General features: G+C 66.0%; 16 protein-coding genes and 2 pseudogenes. 15 read left to right on the top strand and 3 right to left on the bottom strand.

Annotation, left to right across the window (positions count from 1 at the left end; genetic code table 11):
• The first annotated feature begins 106 nt into the window (after positions 1–106).
• The 8 genes and pseudogenes from VML93_RS28920 to VML93_RS28885 all read left to right on the top strand — a co-directional run.
• Complete coding sequence (locus VML93_RS28920) at positions 107–574, top strand: FHA domain-containing protein FhaB/FipA (RefSeq protein ID WP_067235225.1); 468 nt, start codon at positions 107–109, stop codon at positions 572–574.
• On the top strand, positions 571–2,052 hold the full coding sequence (locus tag VML93_RS28915; RefSeq protein WP_325615723.1) for a PP2C family protein-serine/threonine phosphatase: 1,482 nt from the start codon (positions 571–573) through the stop codon (positions 2,050–2,052). The genes VML93_RS28920 and VML93_RS28915 overlap by 4 nt, the downstream gene beginning before the upstream one ends.
• Positions 2,049–3,461, top strand: a complete 1,413-nt coding sequence (locus VML93_RS28910; protein WP_325615721.1) for an FtsW/RodA/SpoVE family cell cycle protein — start codon at positions 2,049–2,051, stop codon at positions 3,459–3,461. The genes VML93_RS28915 and VML93_RS28910 overlap by 4 nt, the downstream gene beginning before the upstream one ends.
• Positions 3,458–4,936, top strand: a complete 1,479-nt coding sequence (gene pbpA, locus VML93_RS28905) for a D,D-transpeptidase PbpA (RefSeq protein ID WP_325615718.1) — start codon at positions 3,458–3,460, stop codon at positions 4,934–4,936. The genes VML93_RS28910 and pbpA overlap by 4 nt, the downstream gene beginning before the upstream one ends.
• The gene (locus VML93_RS28900) at positions 4,933–6,231 is read left to right on the top strand and encodes a serine/threonine-protein kinase (RefSeq protein WP_325615716.1); all 1,299 of its coding nucleotides are present in this window, start codon (positions 4,933–4,935) and stop codon (positions 6,229–6,231) included. Before pbpA ends, VML93_RS28900 begins: the two co-directional genes overlap by 4 nt.
• Positions 6,228–8,102, top strand: coding sequence for a Stk1 family PASTA domain-containing Ser/Thr kinase (gene pknB / locus VML93_RS28895; protein ID WP_325615712.1), 1,875 nt, complete (start codon positions 6,228–6,230; stop codon positions 8,100–8,102). The genes VML93_RS28900 and pknB overlap by 4 nt, the downstream gene beginning before the upstream one ends.
• A 108-nt stretch (positions 8,103–8,210) precedes the next feature.
• A pseudogene (locus tag VML93_RS28890) lies at positions 8,211–8,564 on the top strand (serine/threonine-protein kinase); the annotation flags it as partial.
• A gap of 3 nt (positions 8,565–8,567) precedes the next feature.
• Positions 8,568–8,738, top strand: a pseudogene (locus VML93_RS28885) (PASTA domain-containing protein); the annotation flags it as partial.
• A 19-nt stretch (positions 8,739–8,757) separates the two neighbouring features.
• On the opposite strand, the gene VML93_RS28880 reads toward VML93_RS28885, so the two are convergent.
• Positions 8,758–9,426: an aminodeoxychorismate/anthranilate synthase component II gene (locus VML93_RS28880; protein WP_325615709.1), complete on the bottom strand. Its 669-nt coding sequence runs from the start codon at positions 9,424–9,426 to the stop codon at positions 8,758–8,760.
• Positions 9,427–9,443: 17 nt separating this feature from the next.
• Positions 9,444–10,214 (bottom strand): DUF881 domain-containing protein, encoded by a 771-nt coding sequence (locus VML93_RS28875; protein WP_325615707.1) that lies wholly within the window; start codon positions 10,212–10,214, stop codon positions 9,444–9,446.
• 129 nt (positions 10,215–10,343) lie between these two features.
• Between VML93_RS28875 and crgA the strand changes: the two genes are divergently transcribed.
• Entirely contained in the window at positions 10,344–10,625 is a 282-nt protein-coding gene (gene crgA / locus VML93_RS28870) for a cell division protein CrgA (protein ID WP_325615705.1), read from the top strand.
• A 155-nt stretch (positions 10,626–10,780) separates the two neighbouring features.
• Positions 10,781–11,206: a PH domain-containing protein gene (locus VML93_RS28865; protein WP_325615703.1), complete on the top strand. Its 426-nt coding sequence runs from the start codon at positions 10,781–10,783 to the stop codon at positions 11,204–11,206.
• A gap of 24 nt (positions 11,207–11,230) precedes the next feature.
• Here VML93_RS28865 and VML93_RS28860 read toward each other — a convergent pair whose 3' ends face one another.
• Positions 11,231–11,779, bottom strand: coding sequence for a peptidylprolyl isomerase (locus VML93_RS28860; RefSeq protein ID WP_325615701.1), 549 nt, complete (start codon positions 11,777–11,779; stop codon positions 11,231–11,233).
• 140 nt (positions 11,780–11,919) lie between these two features.
• Between VML93_RS28860 and cwsA the strand changes: the two genes are divergently transcribed.
• The 5 genes from cwsA to VML93_RS28835 all read left to right on the top strand — a co-directional run bounded on the left by cwsA (position 11,920) and on the right by VML93_RS28835 (position 15,967).
• Entirely contained in the window at positions 11,920–12,345 is a 426-nt protein-coding gene (gene cwsA, locus VML93_RS28855; RefSeq protein ID WP_325615699.1) for a cell wall synthesis protein CwsA, read from the top strand.
• A 282-nt stretch (positions 12,346–12,627) separates the two neighbouring features.
• The gene (locus VML93_RS28850; RefSeq protein WP_325615697.1) at positions 12,628–12,924 is read left to right on the top strand and encodes a PE family protein; all 297 of its coding nucleotides are present in this window, start codon (positions 12,628–12,630) and stop codon (positions 12,922–12,924) included.
• A 2-nt stretch (positions 12,925–12,926) separates the two neighbouring features.
• Complete coding sequence (locus VML93_RS28845; protein WP_325615695.1) at positions 12,927–14,090, top strand: PPE family protein; 1,164 nt, start codon at positions 12,927–12,929, stop codon at positions 14,088–14,090.
• 128 nt (positions 14,091–14,218) lie between these two features.
• Positions 14,219–15,469, top strand: coding sequence for a PPE family protein (locus VML93_RS28840; RefSeq protein WP_325615693.1), 1,251 nt, complete (start codon positions 14,219–14,221; stop codon positions 15,467–15,469).
• A 105-nt stretch (positions 15,470–15,574) separates the two neighbouring features.
• Complete coding sequence (locus VML93_RS28835) at positions 15,575–15,967, top strand: DUF805 domain-containing protein (protein ID WP_325615691.1); 393 nt, start codon at positions 15,575–15,577, stop codon at positions 15,965–15,967.

Genomic DNA, 15,967 nt, shown 5'->3' with positions numbered 1-15,967 from the left:
GTCGAGCCTCGCCCCGCGTCGACCACCGTCCAAGTATCGTGACGTTGCTGAAGTGCTAGGTGTCGCGGACGCGGGGGGCACGGCGCAAGGACGGAAAGGACGCCAGATGCAGGGATTAGTACTGCAACTGACGCGCGCCGGATTTTTAATGTTGTTATGGGTATTCATCTGGTCCGTATTGCGGATCTTGAAGACCGACATCTACGCACCCACCGGTGCCGTCATGGTGCGCCGCGGTCTGACGCTGCGCAGCACCCTGCTGCCCTCGCGTCAGCACAGGCACGCCGCGCGCTACCTGGTGGTGACCGAGGGGGCGCTGGCGGGCGCCCGCATCACGCTGAGCGGGCAACCGGTGCTGATCGGACGCGCTGACGACTCCACGCTGGTGCTGACCGACGACTATGCCTCGACGCGGCACGCCCGACTATCCCAACGCGGTTCGGAATGGTACGTCGAGGATCTAGGATCGACCAACGGCACTTACCTTGACAGGGCGAAGGTGACGACTGCGGTACGAGTTCCAATCGGAACGCCGGTTCGGATCGGCAAAACGGCAATCGAGTTGCGCCCGTGACACTGGTCCTGCGATACGCCGCGCGCAGTGATCGCGGCCTGGTACGCGCCAACAACGAAGACTCCGTCTACGCCGGCGCACGGCTCCTGGCCCTGGCCGACGGCATGGGCGGCCACGCCGCCGGCGAAGTCGCCTCCCAGTTGGTGATCGCCGCGTTAGCTCATCTCGACGACGACGAGCCCGGCGGCGACCTGCTGAGCAAGCTCGACACCGCGGTACGCGCCGGCAACTCGGCCATCGCCGCGCAAGTGGAGATGGAGCCCGATCTCGAGGGCATGGGCACCACGCTCACGGCAATCCTGTTCGCCGGGAACCGGCTGGGGCTGGTGCACATCGGCGACTCGCGCGGCTACCTGCTGCGCGACGGGGAGCTGACCCAGATCACCAAGGACGACACCTTTGTCCAGACCCTGGTCGACGAGGGCCGGATCACCGCCGAGGAGGCGCACAGCCACCCGCAGCGCTCGCTGATCATGCGGGCATTGACCGGTCACGAGGTCGAGCCCACCCTCACGATGCGCGAAGCGCGCGCCGGGGATCGCTACCTGCTCTGCTCGGACGGCCTATCCGACCCGGTGAGCGACGAAACCATCCACGAGGCGCTGCAGATCCCCGACGTCGCCGAAAGCGCCTACCGCCTCATCGAATTGGCGCTTCGTGGCGGCGGCCCGGACAACGTGACCGTCGTGGTCGCCGATGTCGTCGACTACGAATACGGCCAGACTCAGCCGATCCTCGCCGGAGCGGTCTCCGGTGAAGACGACAACGCGACCCTGCCCAATACGGCCGCCGGCCGCGCTTCCGCCATCGGAGCGCGCAAAGAGGTCGCCAAGCGCATTGTTGCGCCAGTCGAGCCGCCGCCTCGGTCGCGGTGGTCGCGGTGGCGGCTGCCGATCATCGTCGCGCTGGTGACGCTGATGCTGGTCGCCGGTCTGGTAGTCGGCTGGATGATCATTCACCAGAACTATTACGCCGCCGATCACGACGGCAAGGTGACCCTGATGCGCGGTTTCCCGGGCGGGATCCTGGGCATTTCTCTGCAAGACCCCGATTCGGTGGCTTGCATCGACGAACACAACAAGCGGCAGCAGATCCCCTCCAGCCAAATCGGGGGCCAGCACAACTGCCAGCTGCTTGCGACGAAAGATCTGAGCCCGGCCGGGCGCCAACACCTGCAATCCGGGTTTCGGGGCGGCAACCGCGACCAGGCCCTGCGGGAGCTCGACAACCTGTTGGCGTCCGACCTGCTGCCGCTTTGCACGTCGCTGCGCCCCGTGACGCCGACCACGACGCCCAGCGAGCAACCACATCCGAGCAGTACGGAAACGCAGACATCTACCACTGCAACCAACCCGTCATCGCATCCCACTCCTCAACAGACCCCGTCCACCACCCCGCCCGGCAACGTTTCGCCACCGGTGATCACACCCCCGGAGCCGTCGCCTAAACCGGGCGTCGACTGCCGGGAAACGGGATGACGACGCAACTGCAGCCGCCGGTGACGGTGACGCCGCCATTGCCGACTCGGCGCAACGCCGAACTGCTGCTGTTGTGCTTCGCCGCCTTGATCACCGTCGCGGCGTTGCTGATCGTGGAGGCCAACCAGGAGCGGGGCCTGCGCTGGGACCTGGCCGGCTACGGGCTGGCCTTCCTGACCCTGTTCGGTGCCGCGCATCTGGCCATCCGGCGCTCGGCCCCCTACACCGACCCGCTGCTGTTGCCGACAGTGGCGTTGCTCAACGGGCTCGGCCTGGTGATGATCCATCGGCTCGACCTCGCCGAACACACCGAACGCATCCACCGCTACCCCAGCGCGACCCAGCAAATGCTGTGGACCCTGGTCGGTGTGGTCGCGTTCGCGCTCGTTGTGACCTTCCTGAAGGACCATCGGCAGCTCGCCCGCTACGGCTACATATGGGGCCTGACCGGTCTGGTGATATTGACGATTCCCGCGCTGCTGCCGTCGTCGCTGTCCGAGCAGAACGGCGCCAAGATCTGGATCCGATTTCCCGGCTTCTCGATTCAGCCCGCCGAGTTCTCCAAGATCCTGCTGCTGATCTTTTTCTCGGCCGTGCTGGTGACCAAGCGCAGCCTGTTCACCAGCGCCGGCAAGCACTTGATGGGGATGAACCTGCCCCGCCCGCGAGACCTCGCGCCGCTGCTCGCGGCTTGGGTCATCTCGATCGGTGTGATGGTCTTCGAGAAGGACCTCGGCACTTCGCTGTTGCTCTACGCATCGTTTCTGGTGGTGGTCTACCTCGCCACCCAGCGCTTCAGCTGGGTCGTCATCGGCTTGGCGCTGTTCGCCGTGGGAAGTGTTGTGGCGTACTACGCTTTCCACCACGTTCGGGTTCGCGTGCAGATGTGGTGGGACCCGTTCTCCGATCCCGACGGCAGCGGCTATCAGAGCGTGCAGTCGCTGTTCAGCTTTGCCACCGGCGGCATCTTCGGCACCGGGCTCGGCAACGGTCAACCCGACACCGTGCCCGCAGCGTCGACCGATTTCATCATCGCCGCGTTCGGCGAAGAGCTCGGCCTGGTCGGGCTGGCCAGCCTGTTGATGCTGTACACGATCGTCATCGTCCGGGGCCTGCGCACGGCGATCGCCACCCGCGAGAGCTTCGGCAAGCTGCTGGCCGCGGGCTTGGCGTCGACGCTGGCGATTCAGCTGTTCATCGTGGTCGGCGGCGTAACCCAGCTCATCCCGCTGACCGGTTTGACCACCCCATGGATGTCCTACGGCGGGTCGTCGCTGCTGGCTAACTACGTGCTGCTGGCCATCCTGGCGCGTATTTCGCACAGCGCTCGACGTCCGCTGCGCACCCGCCCCCGCACCAACAAATCTCCAATTGCGGCGGCCAGCACAGAGGTGATCCAGAAGGTATGAACGCCTCTCTCCGTCGGATCTCGGTGACCGTGATGGCGTTGATCGTCCTGCTTCTGCTCAACGCCACGTATACACAGGTTTTCACCGCCGACGGACTGCGCGCCGACCCGCGCAACCAGCGGGTTCTGCTCGACGAGTACTCGCGCCAGCGCGGCCAGATCACCGCCGGAGGTCAGCTGCTGGCGTTTTCGGTGGCCACCGACAACCGCTACCGCTTCCTGCGGAGATATCCCAACCCCGACGCGTACGCACCGGTCACCGGCTTCTACTCGCTGCGGTACTCCAGCACGGGCCTGGAACGCGCCGAGGATCCGGTGCTGAACGGATCCGACGAGCGGCTGTTCGGGCGCCGCTTGGCCGACTTCTTTACCGGTCGCGATCCGCGCGGCGGCAACGTGGAAACCACCATCAACCCGCGGGTGCAGCAGGCCGCCTGGGACGCGATGCAGCAAGGCTGCGGTGGTTCGCCGTGCAAAGGGGCCGTCGTCGCCCTGGAACCGTCGACCGGAAAGATTTTGGCGCTGGTGTCATCGCCGTCCTATGACCCCAACCAGCTGGCCTCGCACGATCCCGAAGAGCTGGCACGGGCCTGGCAGCAACTCCGGGACAACCCCGACTCCCCGCTGACCAACCGCGCCATCTCCGAGACCTACCCGCCCGGTTCCACGTTCAAGGTGATCACGACCGCTGCGGCGCTGCAGGCCGGCGCCAACGAGGACCAGCAGCTGACGGCGGCAGCCAGGATCCCGTTGCCCGACAGCAAGGCGATGTTGGAGAACTACGGCGGCACCCCGTGCGGCCCCGGCGACACCGTGCCGCTGAGCCAGGCGTTCGCCAAGTCCTGCAATACGGCGTTCGTCGAGTTGGGCCTGAGCCTCGGCACCGACGCTTTGCGCAGCATGGCGCATTCGTTCGGACTGGACGCCACCCCGAGCGTGATCCCGTTGCAGGTCGCCGAATCAACTGTGGGGCCGATTACGGACCGCGCGGCACTGGCGATGTCGAGCATCGGCCAGAAGGACGTCGCGCTAACTCCGCTGGAGAACGCGGAAATCGCCGCGGCCATCGCGAACGCCGGGGTGATGATGCAGCCTTACCTGATCGATAGCCTCAAGGGGCCCGACCTGGCCAACATAACCGCTACCATCCCCTATCGGCAGCGCACAGCAGTGAAGCCGGACGTCGCGGCTAAGCTAACAGAGCTGATGGTCGGCGCCGAGAAGGTCGCACAACAGAAGGGGGCCATTCCCGGCGTGCAGATCGCTTCCAAGACTGGTACCGCAGAGCACGGCACCGACCCACGTCACACTCCACCGCATGCGTGGTATATCGCCTTCGCGCCCGCACACCAGGCGAAGGTCGCCATCGCGGTGCTGGTGGAGGGCGGCGGCGATCGCCTGGACGCGACCGGCGGTGCCGTTGCCGCGCCGATCGGGCGGGCCGTGATTGCGGCAGCACTGCAGGGGGGACCATGAGCCCACGAGTTGGGGTGACGCTATCCGGTCGGTACCGCCTGCAGCGCCTGATCGCCACCGGCGGAATGGGCCAGGTCTGGGAGGCGGTGGACAGCCGGCTGGGCCGGCGCGTCGCGGTCAAGGTGCTCAAAGCCGAGTTCTCCCAGGACCCCGAGTTCATCGAGCGGTTCCGCGCCGAGGCCCGCACTACCGCGATGCTCAACCACCCCGGGATCGCGCAGGTCCACGACTACGGCGAAAGCCAGATGGACGGGGAGGGCCGCACCGCCTATCTGGTCATGGAGCTGGTCAACGGTGAGCCGCTGAACTCGGTGATCAAGCGCACCGGCCGGCTGTCGCTGCGGCACGCGTTGGACATGCTCGAGCAGACCGGCCGCGCCCTGCAGATCGCGCACGCCGCCGGGCTGGTCCACCGCGACGTCAAGCCGGGCAACATCATGATCACGCCCACCGGACAGGTGAAGATCACCGACTTCGGCATCGCCAAGGCTGTCGACGCCGCACCGGTGACCCAGACCGGCATGGTGATGGGCACCGCTCAATACATCGCGCCCGAACAGGCCTTGGGCCATGAAGCGACCCCGGCCAGTGACGTGTACGCGCTGGGAGTTGTTGGCTACGAGGTGGTTTCGGGCAAGCGACCGTTCACCGGCGACGGTGCGCTGACAGTGGCGATGAAGCACATCAAGGAGCCCCCGCCGCCGCTGCCCGACGAGCTGCCACCCAATGTGCGGGAGCTCATCGAGATCACGCTGGTCAAGAACCCCGGCATGCGCTACCGCAGCGGGGGACCGTTCGCCGACGCCGTCGCCGCGGTGCGGGCCGGCCGGCGGCCGCCACGGCCCAGCCAGTCACCGCCGCCCGGCCGGGCCTCCCCGGCCGCCATCCCGTCGGCCGCGCCCGCCCGGGTCGCGGCCACCCCCAGTACCCGGGCCCCCGCCGCCGGCCGATCCCGGTCGTCGACCGCCGCCCGCCGCCCGCCGCCGGCCCGCCGCACGTTCTCGTCGGGCCAGCGCCTGCTGCTCTGGGCCGCCGGGGTGCTCGGAGCCCTGGCGATCATCATCGCGGTGCTCATCGTCATCAATTCCAAGGGTCCGGGCGACACCCCGACCGTCACGCAGACACCTCCGACCTCCAACAGCCCAGGTGGTCAGGCACCCGGCCATCCGCAGTTGAATTGGACGGATCGCGGGGAAGCGGGTAATTCTGGACGTCAGCCGCCGGAACTCAGCTGGGTTGTGCCATTGGCGCCGCAACCGGGTTGGTCGCCGGCCAGACACGAGACACCGCGATGACCACCCCTCAGCACCTGTCCGACCGTTATGAACTAGGCGACATCCTCGGCTTCGGGGGCATGTCCGAGGTTCATCTGGCCCGCGACGTTCGCTTGCACCGCGACGTCGCGGTGAAGGTGCTGCGCGCTGATCTCGCTCGCGACCCCAGCTTCTACCTGCGCTTCCGACGTGAGGCGCAAAACGCCGCGGCGCTGAATCACCCGTCCATCGTCGCGGTGTACGACACCGGCGAGGCCGAGACACCGTCGGGTCCCCTGCCCTACATCGTGATGGAGTACGTCGACGGCGTCACACTCCGCGACATCGTGCACACCGAGGGCCCGCTGCCGCCCCGACGTGCCATCGAGATCATCGCCGACGCCTGCCAGGCGCTGAACTTCAGCCATCAGAACGGCATCATCCACCGCGATGTCAAGCCGGCCAACATCATGATCAACACGACCAACGCGGTCAAGGTGATGGACTTCGGCATCGCCCGTGCCATCGCCGACGGCGGCAACAGCGTCACCCAGACCGCAGCGGTGATCGGGACCGCCCAGTACCTGTCACCCGAACAGGCCCGGGGCGACCCCGTCGACGCGCGATCCGACGTCTACTCGCTGGGCTGCGTTCTCTACGAAATGCTCACTGGCGAACCACCTTTCACCGGAGACTCGCCGGTCTCGGTCGCCTACCAGCATGTCCGCGAAGACCCCATTCCACCGTCGGAACGGCACGAGGGCATCTCCGCCGATCTCGACGCCGTGGTTCTCAAGGCACTGGCCAAGAACCCCGACAACCGCTATCAGTCCGCGGCCGAGATGCGGGCCGACCTGGTTCGGGTGCACAACGGTGAGACGCCCGAGGCGCCCAAGGTGCTCACCAACGCCGACCGCAGCTCGATGCTGTCCTCCGGCGGCGGCTTCGGCGGCCCGCGTACCGATCCGCTACCGCGCCAGTCCTTCGACGACGACAGCGATCGGGGCGGTGGTTCGATCGGCCGCTGGGCCGTCGGGGTCGCCGTGCTGGCGGTGCTGACCATCGCCGTCGTCATCGGCTTCAGCCAGTTCAGCGGAAGCACCCGAGACATTCAGGTGCCCGATGTGCGCGGTCAGGCGAAGGAAGACGCTGTCGCCTCCCTGCAAAACAAGGGCTTCAAGATTCGCACTCAGCAGAAGCCCGACACGACGATCCCGCCCGACCACGTAATCGGCACCGAGCCCGGCGCCAACGCTTCGGTGAGCGCGGGCGATGTGATCACCATCAACATCTCCACCGGTCCCGAGCAACGCGAGATTCCCGACGTCACCTCGATGAGCTACGCCGACGCGGTCGCCAAGCTCAAAGCCACCGGATTCTCCAAGTTCAAAGAGGCCAACGCGGCATCTCCCCCGGAGATGAAGGACAAAGTCACCTCGACCACCCCGCCGGCGGGCCAGTCGTATGCGATCACCAACCTGATCACCATCACCGTCGGATCCGGGCCGGAGACCAGGCAGATCCCCGACGTCAAGGGCCAGACAGTTGAGGTCGCCCAGAACAACCTCCGCGTCTACGGCTTCACAAAGACCACCCAGGCTGATGTGGACAGCCCGCGTCCGCGCGGCGAAGTGATCGGCACCAACCCGCAGGCAGGCCAGACAGCAGCAGTCGATTCGCCGATCGAGCTGCAGGTGTCGAAGGGCAACCAGTTCATCATGCCGGAACTAAAGGGCAAGTTCTGGTCCGACGCGGAGCCGCTGCTAAGGGCCTTGGGCTGGACCGGGATACTGATCCCGGGCCCCGAAGTGGACGCCGGAGGCTCGCAGCACTTTAGGGTCGTATCGCAGAATCCGTCGGCCGGTACCGCAATCAACTACAGCGGAAACGTCACGCTGAGCTTCGGTCAGTAGCTGCTGCCCGCGGGTGCGCCGCACCGGTTCAGAGCTTTCCGTCGTGCGCGGCAGCCTAAGCTTCTAGGCTCGAACTCGGGAAAACCGCACTGCCGATCAGGGGGGCGAGTGGACGCCGAGGGCACGCCGTTCGGGCGTTACCGTCTGATCGAATTGCTCGGGCGCGGCGGGATGGGCGAGGTCTGGCGGGCCCACGACACCGTTACCGACCGCGTGGTCGCCATCAAGGTGTTGCCGGCGAACCTGTCTGAGGATGAGGACTTTCAGCGGCGATTCCGCCGGGAAGCCCACGCGGCGGCGCGGTTGGACACCCCGCATGTGGTCCCGATCCACGACTACGGGGAGATCGACGGTCGACTGTTCGTGAGCATGCGGCTGATCAAGGGCCGCGACTTGGACACCGTGCTGGCCGACGGGCCGCTGGATCCCGCCCGCGCGGTGCGCATCATCGACCAGGTCGCGTAGTGGACCGACGCCGAGCCGCGGTTACGCGCCCTGGGCTGGACCGGCACGCTGGACAAGGGTCCCGACGTCGATGCCGGGCCGTCGCAGCGCAACCGGATCGTGTATCAAACCCCGGCCGCTGGTGCTGGTGTCAACAAAGACGGAATGATCACGCTGAAGTTCGGCCAGTAGCCGCGGGCTAACGCTAACGCTAACTGGCGGTCGAAGCCGGCAGGTGCGGCCGCACCGCGGCCAGGACCTCGTTTTCCAGCCGGCGTACCAGGGTGTCGTCGCGTGCCCACCCGCAGTAGTCGAGCCAGTTGGCGAGCATCCGGTGGCCGCCCTCGGTCAGAATCGACTCCGGATGGAACTGCACACCGTGGATCGGAAGTTCGGTGTGTCGCACCGCCATGATCACGCCGCTCTGGGTGCGGGCCGTGACCTCCAGCACCGCCGGTAACGACTCCGGCAGGATGGTCAGCGAGTGGTACCGGGTCGCCGTGAATGGATCCGGAAGTCCTTGCAATACACCGACATTCGAATGGAATACGCTGCTGGTCTTGCCGTGCAGCAGCTCCGGCGCGCGGTCGACGGTGGCACCGAAGGCGACGCCGATGGCCTGGTGGCCCAGGCAGACTCCCAGCAGTGGGGTGCGCGCCGCGGCGCACGCGCGAACCAAACTGATGGACGCGCCGGCGCGTTCCGGGGTGCCCGGGCCCGGGCTGAGCAGAACGCCGTCGAACTCCGCGACCACAGCCGCCGGATCGGACAGCCGGGCATCGTCATTGCGCCACACCTGCGCCTCGACGCCGAGCTGCCCGAGGTACTGCACCAGGTTGAACACGAAGCTGTCGTAGTTGTCGACGACCAGGATCCGCATCGTGCCAGGCTACCGACTCAGTACGGGATCGGGCCCATGGGCTGCGCGAAGTGCATCCGGACCGGCTCGGCGTGGCCGGCGATCTGGACATCGGGCTTGACCTCTTCGCGGTAGCCGAGGCCGAACCGGACCACGTACTGCTTGTAGAGGGTCACCAGCGGCGCGGCGGCCAGGGCGGCTTCCATGGCCGCGGCATTGCCGATCGCGGTGATCGAGTAAGGCGGGCTGTAGGTGCGTCCGTTGAGCAATAGCGTGTTCCCCACACAGCGGGGCATCGAGGTCGCGATGATCCGCTGGTCCTGCATCTGGATCCCCTCGGCGCCCGCGCTCCACAGCGCGTTGAGGACGGCCAGGATGTCCTGCTGGTGCACCACCAGGTCGTCGGGGGAGGCGTCCCGCGGGAAACGGCCGTTCGCGTCGCGTTGCGCGTCGTTGAGGGTCACCACCAGGCCGGGCCCATGGACAGGGTTCATATCCGCCTCGGCGGCCAGTTCGGCGGACCGCTTCTGCATGGCCCCCAACGCGGCATCCGAAGATCTCCCGTGCGTCGCGTCGATCTTGGCGCTCAGCTCGTTGCGTTCGGTGTCCAGTCGGCTCACCGTTGACCGCGCCTCCCGGACCAGGTCGACCAGACGGGGCGCGTCACTGCGACGGATCTCGGCGCCGCCGGACACCCCGTGCGTGGCGGCCAACAGCAACCCGGCCAGCAGGCACACCAGGGGGACGCCGAAACGCCACGGCGATCGGCGCGCGTCGTACGCGTCTTTCGCGGCCGGCGCGTCCGTCATAGGGCTCTCCGTTTCCTGGTAACGGTGCCAGGTGAGCTAGTCTCGTAGCCAAGCCGCTGCCTGGGCGTGCCTAACCATGCACCAGTTATCGTCGCATCCCGTCCCGCTCGTCGCGTTGTTGAGGTAATCATGCCCAAGTCCAAGGTCCGCAAGAAGAACGATTTCACCCTCACCGCGGTCAGCCGCACCCCGGTGAAAGTCAAGGTCGGCCCCTCGAGTGTGTGGTTCGTCGCGTTGTTTATCGGTCTGATGCTGATCGGGCTCGTCTGGCTGATGGTGTTCCAGCTCGCGGCCGTCGGAACCAATCCGCCCGCGGCACTGATGTGGATGCACAATCTGTACGCTTGGAACTACGCGATCGCGTTCGCTTTCATGATCACCGGTTTGTTGCTCACCATGCGCTGGCACTGAGCGACCTCAGCGACGTAATGAATTCATCTTGGGCCCTATCCTTCACTGAGCCAGCAACTTTTCAAGTGTTCAATCACACGCGTGTTATTTGTCCCCACTGTTGATAGCGCTTGTGGATAACTGCATCGGCAGTGGTGGGAGGGTGTAGATACCGCATGCAGCAAACTCAATGGGAGCCCCCTGCGGCTGGAATCGCTGGTTGTGGGGTTGTGGGCGTTGCAATGGCTATCGCGTGTGTGACCCTCGTCACAGATGCGCCCGGGCAAGTCTTGGCCGGGATTGCCGCCGTGGGTTTGATCTTGTTTGCGGGCTTCTCGTGGCGCGCACGTCCAAAGCTGGCAATTACGCCCGACGGCCTGGCGCTGCGCGGGTGGTTCCGAACGCGGCTATTACAACGCCCCGACATCAAGATCATCCGGATCACCGAGTTCCGCCGGTTGGCCCGCAAAATGCGGTTGCTCGAGATCGAGACGACGGACGGCGGTCTGGTCGTGCTGTCCCGTTGGGACGTCGGGACCGACCCGTTGAACGTGCTCGACGCACTCACCGAGGCCGGCTACACCGGCCGCAAAAAAGGCTAGGCGCTTCAGGAAGGTTGAGCCGCTTTAGGAGATCGTGATCGACTCGATGACGACCGGGTCGGTGGGCCGGTCGTTGCCGTCGGTGGCTGTCGTCGCGATTGCGTCGACGACCCGCTGCGAGTCGGGGTCGGTGACCTCGCCGAAGATCGTGTGGCGGCGGTTCAGGTGCGGGGTCTGTCCGACGGTGATGAAGAACTGAGAGCCGTTGGTGCCCGGACCCGCGTTGGCCATCGCCAGTAGGTACGGCTTGTCGAATTGCAGCTCGGGGTGGAACTCGTCAGCGAACTTATAGCCCGGGCCGCCGCGTCCCGTTCCGGTCGGGTCGCCGCCCTGAATCATGAAGCCATTGATCACCCGGTGAAAGACCGCGCCGTCATAAAAGGGACCGGACGGGCTGCCCGAAGCGTTCTGGGTCGAGTACTCCTTGGTCCCTTGCGCCAGGCCAACGAAGTTGGCGACGGTCTTGGGCGCGTGGTTTCCGAACAGGGCGATCTTGATGTCACCGCGGTTGGTGTGCAGCGTGGCGGTGGCGGTCTGATAAGGGCTGTTGGTCACGGGATCACAGTCTGCCATTAGGCGGGCGTACGTCCGCACCGGGTGTCACTCGACGCGGCATACGCCCAATGGGCCCGTGAGCCGCCCAATGGTGGCAGTCTGTGGGGGTATCGGAGTTTGTCCGGCCAGGACCTAGAGGCGACACAGAAAGGCGGCAGATGAGCGCGAAGGCGGAGGCCCGGTTGACCCCTGCGGAGCGATTGACTCGTGGCTTGACGTACACGGCGATCGGGCCGGTGGACGTCACACGAGGCGTTGTCGGGATCGGGCTCCATTCCGCGCATGCGACCGCGTCGGAGCTTCGTCGCCGCTATCGGGACGGCCGGCTGGCCCGGGAGCTCGCGGCTGCGCAGGAGACGCTGGCTCAGGAGCTGGCCGCGGCCCAGGAGGTGGTCACCAACCTGCCGCAGGCATTTCAGGAGGCGCGGCGCTCCCGGCGACACAGCAAGCGGCCCTGGTTGATCGCGGGGGCTGCGGTCACAACTCTGGCCGTGGGCGCCGTGACGTTCAGCATCGTGCGGCGTTCGATGCGCCCGGAGCCGTCGCCGCTGCCGCCCAGCGTGGACGTCCAGCCGCGACCATAACCGGATGATCCATACCCAAGACTTATCTTCACGGTGAGCAATTCTCTTTCCGGAAGTTACGGGCTCATTAACTCATCGGAAACTCATAGCAATTGTGTTGCGCTCACAAATTGCATATATTCGGCGCTACCGGCTGCGGATTTCGATGAAAATATTAAGATCAATCTGAGTCTTGACCAAAGGCCATGATCAGGGCCTATCCAGACCGAATCGGTCCGCTGAATCGGTGGGCGTTGTTTATATCTTCCCTGACAACTACCAGGTCGTTGAAAGGGAAGCCACATGTCCTTTGTAATTGCATATCCAGAGCACCTGGCCGCTGCGGCGAGCAGTCTGCAATCGATCAGCGCCGCATTCACCGCCGGTAATGCGGCCGCCGCCGGCCCCACCACCGGGGTCGTTCCCGCCGCCGCTGACGAGATCTCCGCGCTGACGGCGGCGCAGTTCGCCGCACATGCCCAGCGGTACCAGGCGCTAAGTGCCCAGGCGGGTGTCATCCATCAGTTGTTGGTGACCACCCTGGCTGCGAGTGCGGCTTCCTATGCGGCCACCGAGGCGGCCAACGCGGCGGCGGTGTGACCGTGGACTACGGACTGTTGCCGCCGGAAATCAACTCCGGGCGCATGTACACCGGTCCAGGGGCGGGCTCGTTGTTGGCCGCCGCTGCGGGCTGGGGCGAACTCGCCGCCGACTTGCACTCGACGGCGGCCGGGTTTCAGTCGGTGATATCCACGCTGACCAGCGGTCCGTGGCTGGGTCCGGCGTCGTCGTCGCTGGTGGCCGGGGCGACTCCGTACATCGCTTGGCTGCAGAGCAGCGCGGGGCACTCCGAGCTGGCCGCCAGTCAAGCGGCAGCCGCCGCGGCCGCGCACGAGACAGCGTTCGCGATGACGGTGCCTCCTCCGGTGATCGCCGCCAACCGCGCATTGCTGGCAGCATTGCTCGCGACGAATTTGTTGGGGCAAAATACCCCGGCGATCGCGGCGACTGAGGCGCAGTACTTCGAGATGTGGGCTCAGGACGCGGCGGCGATGTACGCCTACGCGACTTCCTCGGCGGCGGCGTCACAGTTGAGCGATTTCGCCGAGCCGCCGGAAGTGGCCGACTCGTCCGGGCTGGCGCGGCAAGCTGCCGCGGTCTCCACGGCCGCCAACAATCCTGTCCAGACCGTTGTGCAAGAGGTGCTGACGCGACTGGACTCCGTGCACGACCCGTTGGCGGAGCTGTTTTCGTCGTTCACCGGCGCCAAGCTCGACGGATACCTCACGAAGTACACCGCGCTGGACGACATGGTCGGGCTATACGCCAAGTACATCGTGCCGTACGTCTCGACCGCGCAGTCCTCGATCCAGTCGATCCAGTCCTTCGGGCAGGTGAGCAACGGAATTACGGCCATGACCACATTCACGAAGGGTCTGGCTCCCGCGGTTAAGGCGATCGAGGGCGCGGGTGCCGCGGTCGGCGGGGCCGGCGCCCATCTCACCTCGGGCACCGGCGTTTCGGCGGGCCTGGGCAGAGCGCTGCCGCTGGGCGCGCTGTCGGTGCCGCCAAGCTGGACTCCGGTGAGTGCCGTGACCAACCCGGTGGGGGCTCTCCATGCCACCGTTGTCCCGGCCGCGGCCGAAGGGGTGGGCGGCTTGCCGATGGCTCCGTTTGGGTCGCTGGGCGGAAACCGTTACGGGCGTGTGCTTCCGACCTACGGTTTCAAGCCTTCGATAATGGCGAGGCCGCCTGCCGCCGGGTGATCCCTGCCATCGGTTGGATCGACCGGTACCGCGATGGGCCGTCAACGCGCACAATGTTCCAAGGTTCGTCGCGGCTTGGTCAGCGCGATTTTGCCCGGTCGTTGCAGGCGCATGGGAGGTGACATCTCGTGGATTTTTCCGCGCTGCCCCCCGAGGTCATCTCCGCGCTCATCCATGCTGGGCCTGGAGTGGGCTCACTGGTCGAGGCTTCCGATGCGTGGCAACAGCTTGGCGCCAATTTGGAAGAATCGGCGGGCATCAACCGCGCTGCGTTGTCGTCGTTGATCGAGGCCTGGCAGGGTCCGTCCGCGGCGGCCCTGGCCCAGGCTGTCGAGCCCTATCTGATGTGGTTGCACACCACCGCACAACAATGTCGGCAGATAGCCTGTTCAGCCCAGGCCGCGGCAGCGGCATTCGCCTCGGTCCGTGCGTCGGTGGTTCCCCTCGCGCAGGTCAGTGCCAACCGGGTGCGGCTGGCACAACTGCTGGCCACCAACATGTTCGGGATCAACCTTCCGGCCATTGCCCAAACCGAAGACCTGTACCAGGGCATGTGGGCGAACAATTCGGCGGCGATGAGTCGCTATCAGACGGAGTCGGCACAAGCCGCCACGCTGCCGCTGTTCTCGTCGCCGCCGACGATTGCCGATCCGTCGGGGGTGGCCGCGCAAGCCAGCGCGGTGTCCGGCGCCGCCGCTGCGGCGCCTGCTTCTGCTGTGGCTCCGCCGTTGTCTCCGTTGGATGCCCTCCTGCAGTCGCTTGGCATCACCTTCGACCCCAACCAGGGCTGGTTCGGACTGGCGAACACCTATGCGAACCAGGCCATCGCAGGGGGGCTTCCCGTCAACCTGCTCGCCTATTTGGCGCAGAGCAGGGCGGCCCAGGCACTCCAGTCTGTGGGGGGCACCGCTGGTAAGGGTCTGTCGGAGGGGGAGGCGGCGCTGGGGGCGGGGCCCGGTGCGGGTGTGTTCGGGAACGCGGGACTTTCGGCAGAAACCACCGCGGCGGTTCGCGTCGGGGTGCCGCTGGGCAAGTTGACCGTGCCGCCCGCGGTGGTGGGGTTGTTGCCGGCTTCGCACGCGCCGGTCCAACTCGCAGCTGCGGCAACACCGCTTGCTGAGGCAGACTCCTCCGGGTTCCCCCTGCCGCCACTAATGCCGCCGCCGATCTCGGCAGGCAGCGGTTGGCGTAAACGGAAGGGACAAAAGTACGAGGACGACGACGACGCCGAGTACGAGGAGGACGAGGGTCCGGCAGAGGGGGAGAAGCCTGCGGCCCCGCTGGGCACCGGTTGGCGCAAGAGGCGCGATTACGACGACATCGCATACGGGGTGGAGCTTCCGAGCACTCTGATCAAGCCACCGCCATCGGCGGGATGAAAAGGCTCTCGGCAGCGGCGATCAAATCACCTTTTGAGCCGCGCTGTTAAAGGCCAGGCATGGTAATGTTCCGCTTCCACGATTGGCTTTGAATCGGGGAGACAAATGGGCTTCGGGAAAGCGGTTTCGACCGGATTCATCAAGTACTTCAATTTCAGCGATCGGGCCTGCCGGTCCGAATTCTGGTACTGGACTCTCTTCGTCGCGATCCTCGGCATCGGGGCGGCCCTCATCGACTTGAAGCTGGACACACAGTTCATTTCCGCCGCTTTCGATGTCGCTACCTTCATTCCCAGCCTCGCCATCTCCGTTCGGCGCCTGCACGATCTCGACGAACCCGGCTGGTGGGTCCTGATCAGCTTCATCCCGATACTCGGGGGCATCGCGCTGCTTATCTGGTTCGTCATCAAGGGCACCGACGGACCGAACCAGTACGGACCGGATCCCTTGGCCGCGAACTCCCGGTTGCCGGATCAACAGTTCGGCGCTCCGGCTTAG

The organism is Mycobacterium sp. (assembly GCF_035499775.1).
Classification (GTDB): domain Bacteria; phylum Actinomycetota; class Actinomycetes; order Mycobacteriales; family Mycobacteriaceae; genus Mycobacterium.
The sequence above is the reverse complement of the archived record's forward strand: the minus strand, read 5'-3'. Positions and strand labels throughout refer to the sequence as shown.

Excerpts from the sequence above, each read along its gene's own strand:
- VML93_RS28920 (WP_067235225.1), top strand. The coding sequence starts at position 107 with ATGCAGGGATTAGTACTGCAACTGACGCGCGCCGGATTTTTAATGTTG.
- VML93_RS28910 (WP_325615721.1), top strand. The coding sequence starts at position 2,049 with ATGACGACGCAACTGCAGCCGCCGGTGACGGTGACGCCGCCATTGCCG.
- pbpA (WP_325615718.1), top strand. The coding sequence starts at position 3,458 with ATGAACGCCTCTCTCCGTCGGATCTCGGTGACCGTGATGGCGTTGATC.
- VML93_RS28900 (WP_325615716.1), top strand. The coding sequence starts at position 4,933 with ATGAGCCCACGAGTTGGGGTGACGCTATCCGGTCGGTACCGCCTGCAG.
- pknB (WP_325615712.1), top strand. The coding sequence starts at position 6,228 with ATGACCACCCCTCAGCACCTGTCCGACCGTTATGAACTAGGCGACATC.
- VML93_RS28880 (WP_325615709.1), bottom strand. The coding sequence starts at position 9,426 with ATGCGGATCCTGGTCGTCGACAACTACGACAGCTTCGTGTTCAACCTG.
- VML93_RS28875 (WP_325615707.1), bottom strand. The coding sequence starts at position 10,214 with ATGACGGACGCGCCGGCCGCGAAAGACGCGTACGACGCGCGCCGATCG.
- crgA (WP_325615705.1), top strand. The coding sequence starts at position 10,344 with ATGCCCAAGTCCAAGGTCCGCAAGAAGAACGATTTCACCCTCACCGCG.
- VML93_RS28865 (WP_325615703.1), top strand. The coding sequence starts at position 10,781 with ATGCAGCAAACTCAATGGGAGCCCCCTGCGGCTGGAATCGCTGGTTGT.
- VML93_RS28860 (WP_325615701.1), bottom strand. The coding sequence starts at position 11,779 with ATGGCAGACTGTGATCCCGTGACCAACAGCCCTTATCAGACCGCCACC.
- cwsA (WP_325615699.1), top strand. The coding sequence starts at position 11,920 with ATGAGCGCGAAGGCGGAGGCCCGGTTGACCCCTGCGGAGCGATTGACT.
- VML93_RS28850 (WP_325615697.1), top strand. The coding sequence starts at position 12,628 with ATGTCCTTTGTAATTGCATATCCAGAGCACCTGGCCGCTGCGGCGAGC.
- VML93_RS28835 (WP_325615691.1), top strand. The coding sequence starts at position 15,575 with ATGGGCTTCGGGAAAGCGGTTTCGACCGGATTCATCAAGTACTTCAAT.